17 protein-coding genes are annotated in these 17,783 nt (G+C 69.7%); 13 read left to right on the top strand and 4 right to left on the bottom strand.

Annotation, left to right across the window (positions count from 1 at the left end):
* Positions 1-3 precede the first annotated feature (3 nt).
* Together ACAM54_RS25700 and ACAM54_RS25695 are read right to left on the bottom strand one after the other, a co-directional pair.
* Positions 4-426: a VOC family protein gene (locus ACAM54_RS25700; protein ID WP_015867988.1), complete on the bottom strand. Its 423-nt coding sequence runs from the start codon at positions 424-426 to the stop codon at positions 4-6.
* 105 nt (positions 427-531) lie between these two features.
* The gene (locus ACAM54_RS25695; RefSeq protein ID WP_369649361.1) at positions 532-1,905 is read right to left on the bottom strand and encodes an amidase family protein; all 1,374 of its coding nucleotides are present in this window, start codon (positions 1,903-1,905) and stop codon (positions 532-534) included.
* Between the two features lie 73 nt (positions 1,906-1,978).
* On the opposite strand from ACAM54_RS25695, the gene ACAM54_RS25690 reads away from it, so the two are divergent.
* Positions 1,979-3,583: a CHAD domain-containing protein gene (locus ACAM54_RS25690; RefSeq protein ID WP_369649360.1), complete on the top strand. Its 1,605-nt coding sequence runs from the start codon at positions 1,979-1,981 to the stop codon at positions 3,581-3,583.
* Between the two features lie 18 nt (positions 3,584-3,601).
* Here the strand turns inward: ACAM54_RS25690 and ACAM54_RS25685 are convergent, their stop codons facing one another.
* Positions 3,602-4,078 carry a peptidylprolyl isomerase gene (locus ACAM54_RS25685; protein ID WP_369649359.1) on the bottom strand — a complete coding sequence of 159 codons (477 nt, stop codon included), beginning with the start codon at positions 4,076-4,078 and terminating at the stop codon, positions 3,602-3,604.
* Positions 4,079-4,106: 28 nt separating this feature from the next.
* Complete coding sequence (locus ACAM54_RS25680) at positions 4,107-5,045, bottom strand: LysR family transcriptional regulator (RefSeq protein ID WP_369649358.1); 939 nt, start codon at positions 5,043-5,045, stop codon at positions 4,107-4,109.
* Positions 5,046-5,130: 85 nt separating this feature from the next.
* Between ACAM54_RS25680 and ACAM54_RS25675 the strand changes: the two genes are divergently transcribed.
* From ACAM54_RS25675 to ACAM54_RS25620, 12 genes are all read left to right on the top strand, one after another.
* Positions 5,131-5,511 carry a DoxX family protein gene (locus ACAM54_RS25675; protein WP_369649357.1) on the top strand — a complete coding sequence of 127 codons (381 nt, stop codon included), beginning with the start codon at positions 5,131-5,133 and terminating at the stop codon, positions 5,509-5,511.
* A 32-nt stretch (positions 5,512-5,543) separates the two neighbouring features.
* Positions 5,544-6,398 carry a pirin family protein gene (locus tag ACAM54_RS25670; RefSeq protein WP_369649356.1) on the top strand — a complete coding sequence of 285 codons (855 nt, stop codon included), beginning with the start codon at positions 5,544-5,546 and terminating at the stop codon, positions 6,396-6,398.
* 312 nt (positions 6,399-6,710) lie between these two features.
* Positions 6,711-7,502 (top strand): class II aldolase/adducin family protein, encoded by a 792-nt coding sequence (locus tag ACAM54_RS25665; protein WP_369649355.1) that lies wholly within the window; start codon positions 6,711-6,713, stop codon positions 7,500-7,502.
* A gap of 88 nt (positions 7,503-7,590) precedes the next feature.
* Positions 7,591-9,159, top strand: a complete 1,569-nt coding sequence (locus ACAM54_RS25660) for an ABC transporter substrate-binding protein (protein WP_369649354.1) — start codon at positions 7,591-7,593, stop codon at positions 9,157-9,159.
* Positions 9,160-9,196: 37 nt separating this feature from the next.
* Complete coding sequence (locus tag ACAM54_RS25655) at positions 9,197-10,168, top strand: ABC transporter permease (protein ID WP_021013118.1); 972 nt, start codon at positions 9,197-9,199, stop codon at positions 10,166-10,168.
* Positions 10,165-11,016 (top strand): ABC transporter permease, encoded by an 852-nt coding sequence (locus tag ACAM54_RS25650; RefSeq protein WP_369649353.1) that lies wholly within the window; start codon positions 10,165-10,167, stop codon positions 11,014-11,016. Before ACAM54_RS25655 ends, ACAM54_RS25650 begins: the two co-directional genes overlap by 4 nt.
* Positions 11,013-12,671, top strand: coding sequence for an ABC transporter ATP-binding protein (locus tag ACAM54_RS25645; RefSeq protein ID WP_369649352.1), 1,659 nt, complete (start codon positions 11,013-11,015; stop codon positions 12,669-12,671). The genes ACAM54_RS25650 and ACAM54_RS25645 overlap by 4 nt, the downstream gene beginning before the upstream one ends.
* Positions 12,671-13,636, top strand: coding sequence for a 2-hydroxyacid dehydrogenase (locus ACAM54_RS25640; protein WP_369649351.1), 966 nt, complete (start codon positions 12,671-12,673; stop codon positions 13,634-13,636). Before ACAM54_RS25645 ends, ACAM54_RS25640 begins: the two co-directional genes overlap by 1 nt.
* A 26-nt stretch (positions 13,637-13,662) precedes the next feature.
* Positions 13,663-15,033 carry an aspartate aminotransferase family protein gene (locus tag ACAM54_RS25635; protein ID WP_369649350.1) on the top strand — a complete coding sequence of 457 codons (1,371 nt, stop codon included), beginning with the start codon at positions 13,663-13,665 and terminating at the stop codon, positions 15,031-15,033.
* Entirely contained in the window at positions 15,030-16,088 is a 1,059-nt protein-coding gene (locus ACAM54_RS25630; RefSeq protein WP_369649349.1) for a histone deacetylase family protein, read from the top strand. The genes ACAM54_RS25635 and ACAM54_RS25630 overlap by 4 nt, the downstream gene beginning before the upstream one ends.
* Positions 16,085-17,011 carry a DMT family transporter gene (locus ACAM54_RS25625; RefSeq protein WP_369649348.1) on the top strand — a complete coding sequence of 309 codons (927 nt, stop codon included), beginning with the start codon at positions 16,085-16,087 and terminating at the stop codon, positions 17,009-17,011. The genes ACAM54_RS25630 and ACAM54_RS25625 overlap by 4 nt, the downstream gene beginning before the upstream one ends.
* A 43-nt stretch (positions 17,012-17,054) precedes the next feature.
* Positions 17,055-17,783 (top strand): GntR family transcriptional regulator, encoded by a 729-nt coding sequence (locus ACAM54_RS25620; RefSeq protein WP_209500301.1) that lies wholly within the window; start codon positions 17,055-17,057, stop codon positions 17,781-17,783.

Here is a 17,783-nt window from a genome sequence, read left to right as displayed (position 1 = left end):
GCATCAGGCGTTCTGATGGGTCACTTCGGCGTTCGGGTCCATGTACATCAGCTCCCACAGATGGCCGTCGAGGTCCTGGAAGCCGTGGCCGTACATGAAGCCGTAGTCCTGCGGCTCGCGCGGCACCGTGCCGCCCGCGGCCACCGCCTTGGCCACCATCTCGTCGACCTCGGCGCGGCTTTCGCACGAGAGGCACAGCAGCACCTCGGTGCTCTTGCTGGTGTCGGCCAGGCTCTTGCTCGTGAAGGTCTTGAAGAAGTCTTCCACCAGCAGCATGGCGTGGATGCTGCCTTCCTGGATCACCATGCAGGCGGCGTTGGCGTCGGTGAACTTCTCGTTGAAGGTGTAGCCCAGCGCGGCAAAGAAAGCCTTGGACTTGTCGAGGTTCTTGACGGCGAGGTTCACGAAGATCTGCTTGTTGGCCATGGTTGTCTTCCTATGTTGATGAAGAGTGGATCGGAGGTTTGCCGGCGTGTTGTGTACGCCGTCCACAAAAGATAGCAAAGAAAATGTACGGTGTCCACATTATTTTTATCGGAGGGCACTTTTTGCCAGCAGCCCGGCCAGCGCGAGGGTGCTGCGGTCCTCGAAATACGGGCCGACGATCTGCACGCCCAGCGGCAATCCACCGGCTGTGAAGCCCACGGGAGCGACCGTGGCGGGCAGGCCGCCCAGGCTCGCGAGCCCCGACCAGGCGGCCAGTGCGTCATAGCGTGTGGGCTTTCCATCGATAGTGAGCGTGCGCTTCTCGAAATCAGGCTCGGTCACGTGTTCAAAGGCCGCGCAGCCCGCCGCCGGGCACAGCACGGCGTCGAATTGCATGAACAGCGTGCGCAGCTGCGCCCGGATGCGCGTGCGCGTGGCCAGCAGGTCGAACCAGGTGCGCAGCCGCATCGGCGAACGGCCGCCGGGCTCGGCATGCGCGAGCACGGTCTGCACGATCTGGCCGTAGGTGTCGCCGACCTCGGCCAGGTCGGGCAGCAGGTCCGAGGCTTGGGCGACCGAGGCGCCGGCCTTCGCCAGCCGCTGCCCGGCGCCTTCGACGGCGGCGCGCACATCGGCCGCCACCGCGGCCTGCGGATGCGCGCTGACCACCAGCACGCGCCAGTCCTTCGCCGCCGAATGGCGCGCCGCCGGCAGCATGAAGCGGCCCTGCGCCACGTGGGCCGCATCGGGCCCGGCCAGCACATCGAGCGCCAGCGAGAGGTCGTCCGCGCCGTGGCCGATCGGCCCGATCACCGAGGGCAGCGCGGCCGGCGCCTCCTCGGTGCCCGGAAATGCAAAGCCGCGCGTCGGCAGCAGGCCCTCGCTCGGCTTGTGCGCGTACACGCCGCAAAAGCTCGCGGGAACGCGCAGCGAGCCCGTGAGGTCGGAGCCCAGCTCCAGCGCCACCATGCCGGTGGCCACCGCCGCTGCGCCGCCACCCGAGGAACCGCCCGGCGTGCGCCTGGCATCGAGCGGGTGCACCGTCCGGCCATACACCGGGTTGTCGCACTGCCAGTCGGCCAGCGCCGGCGGCACGTTGGTCTTGCCGAGAATCACCGCGCCTGCCGCCTTGAGGCGTGCCACGGCGACGGCGTCCTGCTGCGGCACGAAATCGCGGTACTGCGGCAGGCCCCAGCTGGTCGGCAGGCCGGCGACGTTGAAGGCCTCCTTCACCGTCATCGGCACGCCCAGCAGCGGCCGGCGCTCGCCGCGCGCGAGCGCCGCGTCGGCTTCGGCGGCCTGGCGGCGCGCGCGGTCGAAGTCGCGTACCACCACCGCGTTGAGCGGGCCGTCGAGCGCCTCGATGCGGGCGATGGCGGCTTCGCACAAGTCGACCGCGCTCACTTGCCTGGCGGCCAGCGCCTTGGCCGACCGTGCGGCCCCGGCGGCCAGGAGGGTGGTGGGGTCGAGGGCGGTCATGGTGTGTGCCTTTCTGCTGCTTGTCCATTCCAGCGACAGTGCCCGCATGGCGTGCGGAGAAAGACCGGGCATCATGGCCGGCATGGAAATCGAGTTCAAGTTTCATGTTCCCGCACAGCGCCTGAAAGCCGTGGAAGCCGCCATGCGGCGCGGCAGCGTCGTGCGTACCCGGCTGCAGGCGCGCTACTTCGACACCGCCGACCAGGCGCTGGCCGCCGAGGGCATCGTGCTGCGCCTGCGCAAGGAGGGGCGGCGCTGGGTGCAGACCGCCAAGGCCACCGGGGACAACGCGCTGCATCGGCTCGAACACAACGTCGACCTGGGCGCCGCGGCGGCCAGCCGCGCCGCGCCGGCCATTGACCCGCAGCGCCACCACGGCACGCCCGTGGGCGAGCGGCTTGCCAAGGTGCTGGCCGCGAGCGGCGCCCCGCTGGTCGAACGGCAGTCCACCGACATCGTGCGGCTCACGCGCGACGTGCGCACCACGGGCGACGGCGCGGCCGTGGTGGAGCTGGCGCTCGATGTCGGCAAGGTCATCGCCCATGCGGGCACGCCCGACGAGCGCGAATCGCCCGTGTGCGAGCTGGAGCTCGAACTCAAGCGCGGCGGCGTGCGGGGCCTGGTCGCGCTCGCGCGCCGCTGGTCGCAGCAGCACGGCCTGTGGTTCAGCACCGTGTCCAAGGCCGAGCGCGGCGCGCGCCTGCTCGCGAAGCTCGACGTGGTGCCGGCCGTGAAGGCCGAGACGCCGCGCTTTGCCGGCGAGAAAGGCAAGCTCGACGGCCGCGCCATCCAGCAGGCCGTAGTCGCGTCCTGCCTGGCGCAGATGCTGCCCAACGCGAGCGAGATCGCCGCGGGCAGCACGGATGAAGAGCAGATCCACCAGCTGCGCATCGGCATCCGGCGCCTGCGCACCGCGCTGCGCGAACTCGCGGGGCTCGACCCGCGCACCGATCTTTTCAACGGCGCCGAATGGGAGCCGCCGCTGGTCGAGGCCTTCCGCGCGCTCGGCGCCCTGCGCGACCGCGAGCAGGTCGTGAAGCTGGCGCAGCCCCAACTGCGCGACGCGGGGGCGCCGGAGTTCGATCCCTTGGCTGGCGACGATGCGGCGGCCGAAGCGCCGTCGCCCGGCGAAGTGGTGCGAGCGCCCGCGTTCCAGTCGGTGCTGGTTTCGCTGATCGGCTTCACCGCGGCGACGGCCGCGCCACACGCCAGTGCCGAAGGCGCCGGGCAGCCCGCGTCAGCGCCGCTCGGCGCCACCGAGGCGCGCCGCCATCTGCGCAAGCGCCTGAAGAGGCTGCATCGGCAGGCGGTGCGCGACGGCCGCCGCTTCGAATCGCTGTCGGCCGAGGACCAGCACCGCACGCGCAAGCGGCTCAAGCGCCTGCGCTACCTGGCCGAATTCGTGGCGCCGCTGTTCGCCGATGGGAATGATGAAGACGAAAAGTCATCGCCCGCCGAGCGCTACCTGAAGCGCCTGCGCCCCGCGCAGGACGCGCTCGGCGAATTCAACGACGAAGCCGTGGCGCTCGCGCTCTACCGCGAAGCCACCGCGCGCGATGCCCGCGCATGGTTTGCCGTCGGCTGGTTCAGCGCGCGCCGTGCGGCGGGCGCGAAGGCCTGCCGCAAGGCGCTGGGCAGGATCGGGAAGGCGCCGCGGTTCTGGAAAAAGAGGAATTAGAGAGCTGATCCGGAAGGATCAGTGATGGTGCCCATGCGCACCATGCACGTGCCGATGCTCGATCTCCACCGGCAGCGCCGCGCGCACGTCCGTCACCTGGAGGCTGAACTTCAGCGCCTTGCCCGCCCACGGATGGTTGCCGTCGAGCAGCACGACCGGGCCCTTGATCTTCATCACCGTGAAGAGGTGCTCGCGTCCGTCGTCGAGCCGCCCCTGCAGTTGCCCGCCCACCTTCACGCCCGGCGGGAATTCGGACTTGGGGATGCTGCGCACCAGTGACTCGTCGCGCAGGCCGAAGGCGTCTTCGGGTGCGAGGTTCAGCGTGGTCTGGAAGCCTTTTTCCTTGCCATCGAGTGCTTCCTCGATCTTGGGCAGCGTGTTCTCGTAGCCGCCATGCAGGTAGGCCATCGGCTCGGGGCTGGCCTCGATGAGCTTGCCCTGGGCGTCGGCGACCTTGTACTTGAGGGTGACGACGGTGTCTTTTTCGATTTTCATGGGGGCATTTTCTGTGGAAATCGATCGCTCAGCGGGACGGGGCCCGCGCCGCCCGCAACATCTCCGGCAACGCCTCCACCGTACTGAGCTTCTCCATCACCATCGCGATGAACGCCGACACCGCCAGCGGCAGGTGCTTGCGGCTCGGATAGAGCACGCTCAGCCCCTGCCCCGTGCGCTGGTACTGCGGCAGCACCGGGACCAGCCGGCCGGCCTCCAGGTCGAGCCTGGCCATGGTGGGCGGCAACAGCGCGACGCCCAGGCCGGCGAGCGCGGCCTTGCGCAGCGCCTGCGCGGTGTTGCCGCTGAAGCGGCCCGCGACCTGCACTTCTTCCTCCGCGCCGCCGGGGCCGGCCAGGCGCCAGAGGGTGCGGCCGCTCGGATGGGGCGAGGTGACGCAGTCGTGGTTCGCCAGGTCCTGCAAGCTGGCGGGCGCGCCGCGCGCGGCGATGTAGGCGGGGCTCGCCACCATGCCGTCGGTCCGGGCGCCCAGCAGCTGGCGGCCGACGTAGCCGGAGTCGGGCAGCGCGCCGCCGCGGAATGCGATGTCGATCTGCTCGGCGATCAGGTCGGCCCTGGCGTCGCTGAGCACGAAGTCGATGCGCACCAGCGGATGCGCAGCCAGGAAGTCGGCCACCCATTCCATCGGGAAGAAATCGAAGAAATCGGCCGTCGCCGCCACGCGCACCAGGCCGCTGGGCTGCTGGCTGCCGGTGATCAGCTCCTGCCCGGCCTCGGCCAGCCCGTCGACCGCGCCCGCGCAGCGCTCGTGAAAGGCCTGGCCCGCGCTGGTGAGCGTGAGCTTGCGGGTGGAGCGCTGCATCAGCCGCGTGCCCAGTTGCGCCTCGAGCTGCTGGACGCGCCGGCTCACGGTGTTGGGCGGCAGGCCCAGCCGGCGCGCCGCCCCGGCAAAGCTGCCGTGACGCACCACCTGCACGAACATGGCGATGTCGTTGAGATCGAGCATGGCGGTGATTCCTTCTTCTGATGGATGAGTGCAATCCGATTCTGCCGTCTAGTTGATCAATGGGTGCGGCCCTAACCTTGTGCCCATGACTTCCTCATCCTCCACTTCCCCGATCCAGCGCCGCATCGTCTGGGGCGCTCGCATTCTTCTCGCGCTGGCCTTCGGTGCCGCCGGCCTCGCCAAGCTGGCCGGCTTGCCGCAGATGGTCCAGGTGTTCGAGGCGGTCGGCTTCGGCCAGTGGTTCCGCTACCTGACGGGCGTGGTCGAGGTCGGCGGCGCGGTGCTGCTGCTGGTGCCGGCAACCGGCTTCATCGGCGGCCTGCTGCTGACCGCGACCATGGCCGGCGCCGTGGCCACGCACCTTGTGCTGATCGGCGGCAGCCCCGTGCCGGCCATGGTGCTCCTGCTGCTGTCGGCCTTCGTGGCCTGGCGCCTGCGGCCCGTGCCGGCGGGCAGGGCAGCCTGATCTTTCTTCTTCCATCGGTTAAGGACCCTCCAATGACAACTGCCGTTGCCACCACCACCGAAGCCCGCGCCATCGTCTACCGCACGCGCGGCTCGCAGCACGGGCCGATCACGCGGCTCATGAGCCCGGGCGACCTGGGCGAATTCCTCAAGCCTTTCGTGTTCCTCGACCTTTTCGGCTTCGACACCTCGGGCGGCCGCAAGGGCTTCGGCATGCATCCGCATTCGGGCATTGCCACGCTGACCTGGCTGATGGAAGGCGACACGCGGTACGAAGACACGACCGGCGAACAGGGCGTGCTGCCGGCCGGCGGCGTCGAGTGGATGCGCGCCGGCAACGGCGTGTGGCACGACGGTGCGCCTGCGCCGGGCACCAAGCGCGTGCAGGGCTTCCAGCTCTGGGTGGCCCTGCCGGCCTCGGAAGAGAACGCGCGGGCGCAAAGCATCTACCTCGCGCCCTCGCAGGTGCCGCGGGAAGGGCCGGCGCGCGTACTGCTCGGGCGCCATGGCGCGGCGCAAAGCCCCATTCCGGCCCCGGCGCCGATCAACTATCTGGCCGTGCAGCTGAAGGACGGCGAACACTGGCGCTACACGCCGCCCGCCGGCCACACGGTGGGCTGGATCGCGGTCGATGCGGGCCGGCTCGATGTAGGCGGCGGCGAACCGGTCGCCGCCGGCGAGCTGGCGGTGTTCGAGGAATCGGGCGCGGCCATCGGCTTCGTGGCCCATGGCGACACGTCCTTCGTGCTGGGCTCGGCCGTGAAGCATCCGCATGAACTGGTGATGGGCCACTACTCGGTGCACACCAGCCAGGCGGCGCTCGACCAGGGCGAGGCCGAGATCCGCCGCATCGGGGCGCGGCTGCGCGAGGAAGGCCGCCTGCGCTGAGCTGCGTTTCAGCGCTACACCCTGGTGCAGCCGGCGCCTTCATGGCGCAGCCATCCCGCCCCAAAGGCACCGTCCGGCCCCACGCGCCGCGCGCACTTTCCCCGGTGCGCGCGGCGTTTTTCCTGCCGCCTGCCCTTTGCCGGCGCGGCTTTGCGCGCTTCCGGCCGCCCCACCAAGGGCTTACCCCATCACGCGGGCCTGCATATTGCTTAAGACTGTCGTCGGTTGACTGTCGACAGCTCGCACAGTCGATCCGATGAACCCGAACATGGCGCCGGCGGCTTCCCGCCGGGCCTGAAAAAGGAACGCGACATGCAATTGCAGGCAGTGGGCCGCAAGGCCCCACCCGTTTCCGAAGCCGAGCGCCAGGTGCGCGAAGACCTGGCCGCCGCCTACCGCCTGGTGGCGCACTACGGCATGGACGACAGCATCTACACGCACATCTCCGCGCGCGTGCCGGGCACCGAGGACCAGTTCCTGATCAACCCCTTCGGCATGCTGTTCAGGGACATCACGGCCTCGTCGCTGGTGAAGATCGACCTGGACGGCCGCATCCTCGACGACTCGCCCTGGGACGTGAACCCGGCCGGCTTCACCATCCACAGCGCGGTGCATTCGGCGCGCCACGACGCGGCCTGCGTGCTGCACACGCACACGGTGGCGGGCGTGGCGGTGTCGTCGCTGGCCGCCGGGCTGCAGCCGTGCAACCAGTGGGCGCTGCAGTTCTACAACCGGGTGGTCTATCACGACTTCGAGGGCATCGCGCTGGACGCCGACGAGCGCGAGCGCCTGGTGGCCGACCTGGGTCCGACGGCGCGTGCGCTGATCCTGCGCAACCACGGCCTGGTCACGCTCGGGCGCACGGTGTCGGAGGCCTTCATCCTGATGCTCAACCTGGAGCGCGCCTGCCGTGTGCAGGTGGCGATCCAGTCGAGCGGCCTGCCGGTGCATCCGGTGCCGGCCGAAGTCTGCGAGAAGACCGCGCAGCAGTACGAAAGCGGCGACAGCGTGCGCCAGCCGGGCCAGCCCGATCCGAACGCGCGCGAATGGCGCGCCCTGCTGCAGCGCATCGATCCGCTTCCCGCCACCTCGTACCGCGACTGAACCTGGCGCCGCGCGCGGCGCCCGCGTTCTTCCGTTCCCGTTTCCTCGTCCCCACCCGCTCGCACAGAGCCACAAGGAGTTTCCGCACATGAAACGTCGCAACCTCATCCAGATGGGCGCCGCCTCGGCCGCCGGATTGACGCTGGCGGGTGTCCCGCTGCACCTGCTGGCGCAGGGCAAGAAGGGCGGCGTGATCAACGCCGTGGTGCAGCCGGAGCCGCCGGGCCTGATGCTGGGCATCACGCAGAACGGCCCCACGCAGATGATCTCGGGCAACATCTACGAAGGCCTGCTGCGCTACGACGAGAAGATCAACCCGCTGCCCTCGCTGGCCACCTCGTGGACCGTCAACAAGGAAGGCACGCTCTACACCTTCAAGCTCAAGCCCGGCGTCACGTGGCACGACGGCAAGCCCTTCACCTCGGCCGACGTGGTGTTCTCGGCCGACGTGTTCCTGCGCAAGACGCATGCGCGGCTGCGCGCCAACCTGGCGGCGGTGGAAAGCATCAAGGCCATCGATCCGCTCACGGTCGAGTTCAAGCTCAAGTACCCCTTCGGCCCCTTCATCGGCATCTTCGAGGTCGGCAGCATGCCGATGATCCCGAAGCACATCTACGAAGGCACCGACTTCGCCACCAACCCGGCCAACGCCACGCCCATCGGCACCGGGCCGTTCAAGTTCAAGGAGTGGGTCAAGGGCTCGTACATCCAGCTCGCGGCCAACGACAAGTACCACGTCAAGGACGTGCCGCTGGTCGAGAGCGTGTACTTCCACGTCATTCCCGACGCAGCCTCGCGCGCGGCGGCCTTCGAGTCGGGCAAGGTCGACCTGGTGCCCGGCGGCGCGGTCGAATACTTCGACGTGCTGCGGCTTTCCAAGCTGCCGGGCGCGGCGGTCACCACCAAGGGCTGGGAGTTCTTCGCACCGCATTCGTGGCTGTGGCTCAACAACCGCAAGGCGCCGATGGACAAGGTCAAGTTCCGCCAGGCCGTGATGTACGCGATCGACCGCGAGGCCATGGCCAAGATCGCCTGGCAGGGCTTTGCCAAGCCGGCCACCGGTCCGTTCAACAGCAACATCAAGTTCCACAGCACCGACGTCGCCAAGTACCCGCGCAACGTGGCCACCGCCAAGAAGCTGCTCGAAGAAGCCGGCTACAAGGGCGAGACGCTGCGCCTGCTGCCGCTGCCCTACGGCGAGACCTGGGCGCGCTCGGCCGAGATCCTGCGCCAGAATCTCGCGCAGGCCGGCATCAAGGTCGAGCTGGTGGCCACCGACGTGGCCGGCTGGAACCAGAAGCTCAACGAGTGGGACTACGACCTCGCCTTCACCTACGTCTACCAGTACGGCGACCCGGCGCTCGGCGTGGCGCGCAACTACACCACCAGCAACATCGCCAAGGGCTCGCCCTTCAACAACGTCGAGGGCTACTCGAACCCGAAGGTGGACGAGCTGTTCGACGCCGGCGCCAAAGAAGCCGACCCCGAGAAGCGCAAGGCCATCTACCTGCAGGTGCAGAAGATCCTGCTCGACGAAGTGCCCGTGGCCTGGCTGCATGAGCTCAACTTCCCGACGCTGTACCGCACCAAGCTCGGCAACCTGATCACGTCGGGCATCGGCCTGAACGACAGCCTCGGTACGGCAACGCTCGCATGACGGCCAGCCTGCGCACGCCACCTCACAGGAGCCGCCGATGAAACGTACGCAGTTCATGCTGGGCCGCGTGATGCAGGGCCTGCTGGCGATCCTGCTGATCGCCACGGTCAACTTCATGCTGGTGCGCGCGGCGCCGGGTGATCCGGTGTCGGTGCTGGCGGGCGAGGCGGGCGCGTCCGATCCGCAGTTCGTGGCGCAGCTGCGCGCGCAGTTCGGGCTCGACCAGCCGATCACCACGCAGCTCGCCACCTACGTCGGCAAGGTGGTGCGGCTCGACCTGGGCTTCTCGTACCGGCAGCAGCAGCCGGTGCTGAAGCTCATCATGGACCGGCTGCCCGCCACGCTGCTGCTCACGGGCACGGCCTTCGCGCTGTCGCTGCTGTTCGGCATCACGCTGGGCGCGCTGGCCGCGCGGCGGGCCGGCACCTGGGTCGACAGCTCGATCACCGTGGTGGCGCTCATCTTCTATGCCACGCCGCTCTACTGGCTCGCGCTGATGGCGGTGCTGGTGTTCACGGTGCAGCTCGACTGGCTGCCGGGCTTCGGCTTCAGCACCGTGGGCTCCGGCGCCACCGGCCTGGCGCTGGCCTGGGACATCGCGGGCCACCTGGTGCTGCCGGCACTGACGCTCGCGCTCTTCTACATGGCGGTGTATGCGCGCATGACGCGCGCCGCCATGCTCGAGGTGGCGCAGATGGACTTCGTGAAGACCGCCCGCGCCAAGGGCGTGAAGCCCGGGCGCATCCTGCGCGCGCACGTGCTGCGCAATGCGCTGCTGCCGGTGGTCACGCTCGCGGGCATCCAGGCCGGCGGAATGATCGGCGGCGCGGTGCTGACGGAGACCGTGTTCGCCTGGCCCGGCATCGGCCGCCTGATGTTCGACGCGCTGCTGCAGCGCGACTACAACCTGCTGCTCGGCGCCTTCCTGGTCACCGCGGCCATGGCCGTGCTGTTCAACCTCATCACCGACCTCGTCTACACGCTGGTCGATCCGCGGATCGAACTATGACCCTGCTGCAAAGTCCATTCTGGCGGCGCTTCTGCCGCAACAAGGGCGCCGTGCTCGGCATGGCCGTGCTGGTGCTGGTGGCCGTGGTGGCCCTCATCGGCCCATGGGTCGCGACCAACGATCCATGGAACATGGTCGAGCAGCCGTTCGTGCGGCCGTGGACCGAGCCCGGCTTCGCGCTCGGCACCGACACGCTGGGCCGCGACATCCTCTCGGGCGTGATCTACGGCGCGCGCATCTCGCTCCTGATCGGGCTGGTGTCGACCGTGGTGGCGCTGCTGATCGGCGTGACGCTCGGCGCCATTGCCGGCTACTTCGGCGGCTGGATCGATGCGGCGCTGATGCGCTTCACGGAGCTGTTCCAGGCCGTGCCGAGCTTCGCGCTCGCCATCGTGCTGGTGGCGATCTTCCAGCCCTCGGTCAATTCGATCGTGGTGGCCATTGCCATCGTCTCGTGGCCGCCGGTGGCGCGGCTGGTGCGCAGCGAGTTCCTCACGCTGCGCCAGCGCGACTTCGTGCAGGCCGCGCTGCTCGCGGGCCAGTCGACGCCGCGCATCATCCTCACGCAGATATTGCCCAACGCCATGTCGCCGATCATCGTGATGGCCTCGCTCATGACGGCCACGGCCATCCTGCTGGAGTCGAGCCTGAGCTTCCTCGGCCTGGGCGATCCGAACCAGATGAGCTGGGGCTACATGGTGGGCGCGGCGCGCACCGTGCTGCGCCAGGCCTGGTGGATGGCGCTGTTCCCGGGCCTGGCCATCGTGCTGACCGTGCTCGCGCTCAACCTGGTGGGCGAAGGCCTCAGCGACGGGCTCAACACGCGGCTCGACGGGAGGGGCAAATGAGCGCCACCGTCACACCCATGAAGCCGGTGCAGCCGGTGCTCGACGTCGTCGGCCTGGGCATCCGCCTGCCCAGGGGCGCGGACCGCGCGCTGGCTGTCGACGGCGCCACGCTGTCGGTGCTGCCGGGCCAGACGCTGTGCGTGGTCGGCGAATCGGGCTCGGGCAAGTCGATGATCGCCAACGCCGTGATGGGCCTGCTGCCGCGCCCGCACGTGGCACCCGTGGCCGGGCAGATCCTGTTCGAGGGCCGCGACTTGCTGCAGCTCAGCGAGCCGCAGATGCGCGAGCTGCGCGGACGCCGCATCGGCATGGTGTTCCAGGAGCCGATGACGGCGCTGAACCCGGTGATGCGCATCGGCGAGCAGATCGGCGAAGTCTTCGACGCGCACGGCAGCGTGCCCGCGGCCGAGAAGCGGCGGCGCATCCTGGCCGCGCTGGCCGACGTGGGCCTGCCCGATCCGGAGCTGCTGATCGACGCCTATCCGTTCCGCCTCTCGGGCGGCCAGCGCCAGCGCGTGATGATCGCCTGCGCGCTGGTGCTCGAGCCCGTGCTGCTGATTGCCGACGAACCGACCACCGCGCTCGACGTGACCACGCAGGCGCAGATCCTCGCGCTGATCCGCGAGCTGCAGCAGCGCCGCGGCACGGCGGTGCTGTTCATCACGCACGATTTCGGCGTGGTGTCCGAGATTGCCGACCACGTGGTCGTGATGCAGACCGGCCAGGTGGTCGAGGCCGGGCCGGTGCGCCAGGTGCTCGATGCGCCGCAGCACCCGTACACGCGCAAGCTGATCGCCGCGATCCCCACAGGCAACGCCGAGCGCGACACCCCCACCGGCGAGATCGTGCGCGTGCTGCAGGTGCAGGACCTGTGCAAGACCTACACCTCGGGCAACGGCCTCTTCAAGCGCGGCCGCTCGGTGCAGGCCGCGAAGAACGTCAGCTTCGAGCTGCGCCGCGGCGAAACGCTGGGACTGGTCGGCGAATCGGGCTCGGGCAAGTCGAGCGTGGGCCGCTGCCTGGTGGGGCTCTCGCCGTTCGACAGCGGCCGCATCCTCTTCAAGGGCCGCAGCCTGTCGCAGGGCCCGGCCTTCCGGCGCGAGGCCGCGGGCAGGATCCAGATGGTGTTCCAGGACCCGTACGCCTCGCTGAACCCGCGCCACCGCGTGGGCGCGGCCATCGCGGGCGGACCGATCGCGCAGGGCGTGGGCAAGGCCGAAGCCATGGCGCGCGCGATGGAGCTGCTCAAGCTCGTCGGCCTGGGCGCCGACGCGGCCGAGCGCTATCCGCACGAGTTCTCGGGCGGGCAGCGCCAGCGCATCGGCATTGCGCGCGCGCTCGCCATGCAGCCCGAACTGCTGGTGGCCGACGAGCCGGTGTCGGCGCTCGACGTGTCGGTGCAGGCGCAGGTGCTCGAACTCTTCGCGCAGGTGCGCGAGCAGTTCCAGCTCGCCATGGTCTTCATCACGCACGACCTGCGCGTGGCCGGCCAGATGTGCGACCACATCGCGGTGATGCAGCGCGGCGAGGTCGTCGAATATGGCGAGACGCACAAGGTGCTCGGCGATCCGAAGCACGCCTACACGCGCAAGCTGATCGAGGCGGTGCCGCGGCTGGTGTCCGCCGCGTCGCCGGCCGAGGCATTGGTCGCGTGATGGCGTCCACGGACGACAAGGGACGCGCGCCCTGCGTGGCGATCCTGAGCGCGGTGCTGGACATGGAATACCTTGCCGTGGCTTTCCGCGAGGCCCATCCGGGCATCGACCTGCGCCTGGGCGAAGAGCTCGGCGCGCTCGACCAGATCGAAGCGGCCGTGTGCTGGTTTCCGCCGCACGGCCTGCTCGCCCGGATGCCGAAGCTGCGGCTCGTGCAGTCGCTGGCCGCGGGCATCGAGCACATCACGGCCGATGCAGAGTTGCCGCGCCAGGTGCCGCTGTGCCGCATCGTCGACACCGGCATGGCGGCCGGCATGAAGGCCTATGTCTGCTGGGCCGTGGTGCAGCAGCATCGCGGCATGCGGGCCTACGTCGCGAGTTCCGCCGCCCGCCGGTGGGAGGAACAGCCGATCGTGTCGCCGCGCCACCATCGCGTGGGCATTGCCGGCCTGGGCACGCTGGGCATGGCCTGCGCCGAGGCGCTCGCCGCCATCGGCTACCCGGTGCGCGGCTGGAGCCGCAGCGCGAAAGAGGCCTTGCCGGCCGGCGTCGAGGGCTTCCACGGCGCCGCGCAGCTCGATGAATTCCTTGCGGGCTGCGACACGCTGGTGTGCCTGCTGCCGCTCACCGCCGAGACGCACGGCTTTCTCGATGCCGCGCTGTTCGCCAAGCTGCCGCGCGGCGCGCACCTGATCAACGTCGGCCGCGGCGACCACCTGGTCGAGGCCGACCTGCAGCCGGCGCTCGATGCGGGCCAGCTCTCGGCGGCCACCCTCGATGCGTTCTCGCAGGAGCCGCTGCCGCCGGACCATCCGTTCTGGGGCGACCCGCGCATCCTCGTCACGCCCCACATCGCCACGCGCACCGACAGCCTCGTGATCGCGCGCCAGACGCTCGACAACCTCGCGTCGCTGCGGCAAGGCCGCCGGCCCGCCAACCAGGTCGACCTGGCGCGCGGCTATTGAACTCCCCACAAACCGGAACCGACTTCATGAACGCCAGCACGCACGCGGAGAACGCCGCCAACGACATCGCCGCGCATCTCCATCCCTTCACCAACCTCGCGACCCATCCGCAGCTCGGCCCGCTGGTGATCCAGCGCGGCGACGGCATCTTCGTGGAGGACGACCAGGGCCGCCGCTATCTCGAAGCAATGTCGGGCCTGTGGTGCGCCTCGCTGGGCTTCAGCAACGCACGCCTGGCCAAGGCCGGCAGCGAGGCGCTGCACGGGCTGCCGTACTACCACACGTTCAACGGCCGCTCCAATCCGGCCGCGATCGCGCTGGCCGAAAAGCTCTTGTCGCTGGCGCCGGTGCCGATGTCCAAGGTGTTCTTCGCCAACTCGGGTTCGGAGGCCAACGACTCGGCGGTCAAGCTGGTCTGGTACTACCACAACGCCATCGGCAAGCCTGAAAAGAAGAAGATCATCGCGCGCCGCAACGCGTACCACGGCGTCACCGTCGCGGCCGCGAGCCTGAGCGGCCTCGCGCCGAACCACCGCGACTTCGACCTGCCGATCGACCGCATCCTGCACGTCGATTGCCCGCACCATTTCCGCTACGCCGAGGCCGGCGAGAGCGAGCAAGACTTCGCGACGCGGCTGGCCGCTGCGCTCGAGCAGCGCATCCTCGACGAAGGCCCCGAGACGGTCGGCGCCTTCATCGCCGAACCCGTGATGGGCGCGGGCGGCGTGCTGGTGCCGCCGGCCACCTACTTCGACAAGGTCCAGAAGGTGCTCGCGAAGTACGAGGTGCTGCTGATCGCCGACGAGGTGATCTGCGGCTTCGGCCGCACCGGCCAGATGTTCGGCTCCACCACCTTCGGCCTCCGGCCCGACATCCTGACCGCGGCCAAGGCGCTGTCCTCGGGCTACGTGCCGATCTCGGCCGTGATGGTCAACGAGAAGGTGCATGCGGCCGTGGCCGCCAACAGCGGAAAGATCGGCACCTTCGGCCACGGCTTCACCTACTCGGGCCATCCGGTGGCCTGCGCCATCGCGCTCGAGACGCTCAAGGTCTATGAGGACGAGAACATCGTCGCGCACGTGCAATCGCTGGTGCCGCAATTCCAGAAGGGGCTGCAGGCCCACGCCGGGCGCAGGTACGTCGGCGAGGTGCGTGGCGTGGGGCTCATCGGCGCCATCGAGCTGTATGCCGACCCCGCGAAGCGCACGCCCTTCGATCCCGCGCAGAAGGCCGGCACCCGCCTGGCCGAGCTCGCGCTGGCGCAGGGGCTCATCGTGCGCGCGATGGGCGATTCCATCGCCTTCTGCCCGCCGCTCATCATCACGGCCGAACAGATCGACGACATGTTCGCGCGCTTCGGCCGCGCCATGGCGATCTTCGAGGAAAGCTTCGCGTGAAGGCCTTTTTCACCGACGAGCAGCTGCTGCACGATCCGCAGCAGTTCATGCGGCTGGGCCGCATCTGCAAGCCGACCGACCTGCCAAGCCGCGCGCATGCGCTGCGCGACGCGCTGGCCCTGCGCGGCATTGCGCTGGCCGAGCCGCGGGACTATGGCCGCGCGCCGCTCGAAGCCGTGCACAGCGCCGACTACCTCGATTACCTGGAAACCGCCTACGCGCTGTGGCGCGAACTGAAGGTGCCCGGCGTGGAGCCCGGCATCGAGGTGCTGCCGAACCTCTCGCCCTACTACAACGGCACGCCGGGCGTGGCGCGCGCGCCCTGTCCTTCGCCCTCGCTGGTGGCGCGCACGGGCTACTACATCAGCGACCTCTCGTGCCCGCTCGGCCCGCACACCTGGCGCTCGATCCTGCGCTCGGCCCACACCGCGGTGGCCGCCGCCGATGCGGTGCTGGAAAGCGGCGACGCGGCCTACGCGCTGTGCCGCCCCTCGGGCCACCACGCGCACCGCGACCGCACGGGCGGCTTCTGCTACATCAACAACAGCGCCATCGCAGCGCAGCGCCTCTGCGGGCGGCACGGCCGCGTGGCGGTGTTCGACGTCGATGCGCACCACGGCGACGGCACGCAGAACATCTTCTATGCGCGCGGCGACGTGCTGACCGTGTCGACGCATGCCGATCCCTCGGGCTACTACCCGTTCTACACCGGCTACGCGCACGAGCGCGGCACGGGCGCGGGCGAAGGCTTCAACCTGAACCTGCCGCTCGCGCACGGCGCGGACAACGCGGCGTTCCTGCAGGCGGTGGATGAAGGCGCGGCCGCGCTGCGCGAATTCGCGCCGAAGGCGCTGGTGCTCGCGCTCGGCTTCGACAGCTACAAGGACGACCCCATCAGCGTGCTGAAGCTCGACCTCGACGCCTACCGCCACATCGGCGAGCGCGTCGGCGCGCTGAAGCTGCCCACGGTGATCGTGCAGGAAGGCGGCTACATGGTCGAGGCCATCGGCCCCGCACTCGACAATTTCCTGCAGGGCTTCCAGGCCGCGCGATGAGCACCGCCGCCACGGCTCTCTCATTGCGTCCGGCGGGTTCCAGACGCGCCGGCGTGGCGCTGTTCTTCTGCGCGCTGGTGGCCTTTGCCTCCTACGACGCGTTCTGCAAGTACATGCTGCAGTTCTACCCGGCGCCCTTCGTCAACGTGATGCGCTATGTCGCGGTGAGCGGCATTGCCTTTGCGATGCTGCTGCGCCATGGCGACCTGCGCATGTGGCGCACGCCGCACAAGCCCCTGCTGCTGCTGCGCGGCCTGATGCTCGCGACGGTGGCCACCTGCTTCATGACCGCGCTGATCTGGATGCCGCTGGCCGAGGCCACGGCCATCTACTTCACCGCGCCGCTCCTGATGGTGGCGCTGTCGCCGTGGCTGCTGGGCGAGCAGGTGCGGCGCAGCCGCTGGGTGGCGGTGACGGTCGGCTTCGGCGGCATGCTGCTGATCGTGCGGCCGGGGGCCGACCTGCCGCTGCTCGGCACGGTGCTGATGGCCGTGGCCGCCGTCTGCTATGCCATCTTCCAGCTGCTCACGCGGCGGCTCGCGGGCCTGGTCGCGGGGCCGGTGCAGTACGCCTGGACCGCGCTGGCCTGCTTCGTCGTCACGCTGCTTCCCGCGCCCTTCTTCCTGCCGGCCCAGCAGCCGCCCTGGGGCGACGTGGCGCTGCTGCTCGCGGGCGGCGCCTGCAGCGCGGCGGCGCAATGGCTGCTGCTGGCCGCCTTCGAGCGCGTGGAGGCTTCCACGCTCGCGCCGCTCAACTACTTCCAGCTGCTGCTGGCCGTGGCCTTCAGCACCTTCTGGTTCCGCCGGCCGCCCGACGCGATCGCGATGGCCGGCATCGCGCTGATCATGGCGGCGGGCATCTACCTGGCGCGCGCGGGGCGGGGCCTGAAGATCGCACCGGCCGCGCCGGACGCCATCCGGTGAAGAATCGCCCCTGGCGCAGCATCCCAATGACGAGACAAGCAACATGGCAACTTCCATAACCACTCCTCCTTCTGCCGACGCGGCCCTGTTCGAGTCGGTCGAGTCGACCGACCTCGTCGGGCTGGTCGAGGCCCAGCTGACGCGCGCCATCGTCGAAGGACGGCTGGCCCCCGGCAGCCGCATCGTCGAGGCCGACATCGCGCGCCGCATGGGCGTGAGCCGCGCGCCGGTGCGCGAGGCGGCGCGGCGGCTCGAACGCCAGGGCGTGCTGGTGGCCAAACCGCGCCACGGCTTCGCGGTGCGGACCATCAGCGTGCAGGAGATCGACGATTTGTTCGAGGTGCGCCTGAGCCTTGAACTCACCTCCATCGAGCTGGCCTGCCGCAAGGCCGACGACGCGGGCATCGCGCGCGTGCAGGCGCTGGTCGAGGCCATGGTGCGCGAGGCCAACACGCAGCCGCAGCACCACCGCATCGCCAACGACCTGGCGCTGCACACGCTGATCTGCGAGCTGTCGGGCAATGCGCACCTGCACCGCATCTTCATGAACACGCAGACCGAGATGCAGATGATCATCGCGCTGATCGACGCGGTCTACCACGACCCCACCGCCATGGCCGAGACCCACCGCCCCATCGTCGATGCGCTGGTGCGCCGCGACCCCGAGGCCGCCAAGGCCGCGATGCGCGTGCACCTGGAAGACGCCTGGCAGCACGTGCGCGCGCTGTTCATGAAGCAGCACGGCGCCGCGCCCCTTCCCGCCCATGCCTGA

It is taken from the genome of Variovorax sp. V93 (assembly GCF_041154485.1).
Taxonomy (GTDB): Bacteria; Pseudomonadota; Gammaproteobacteria; order Burkholderiales; family Burkholderiaceae_C; genus Variovorax; species Variovorax beijingensis_A.
Note: the sequence above shows the minus strand (reverse complement) of the source record. Positions and strands in the feature narration are given on the sequence as shown.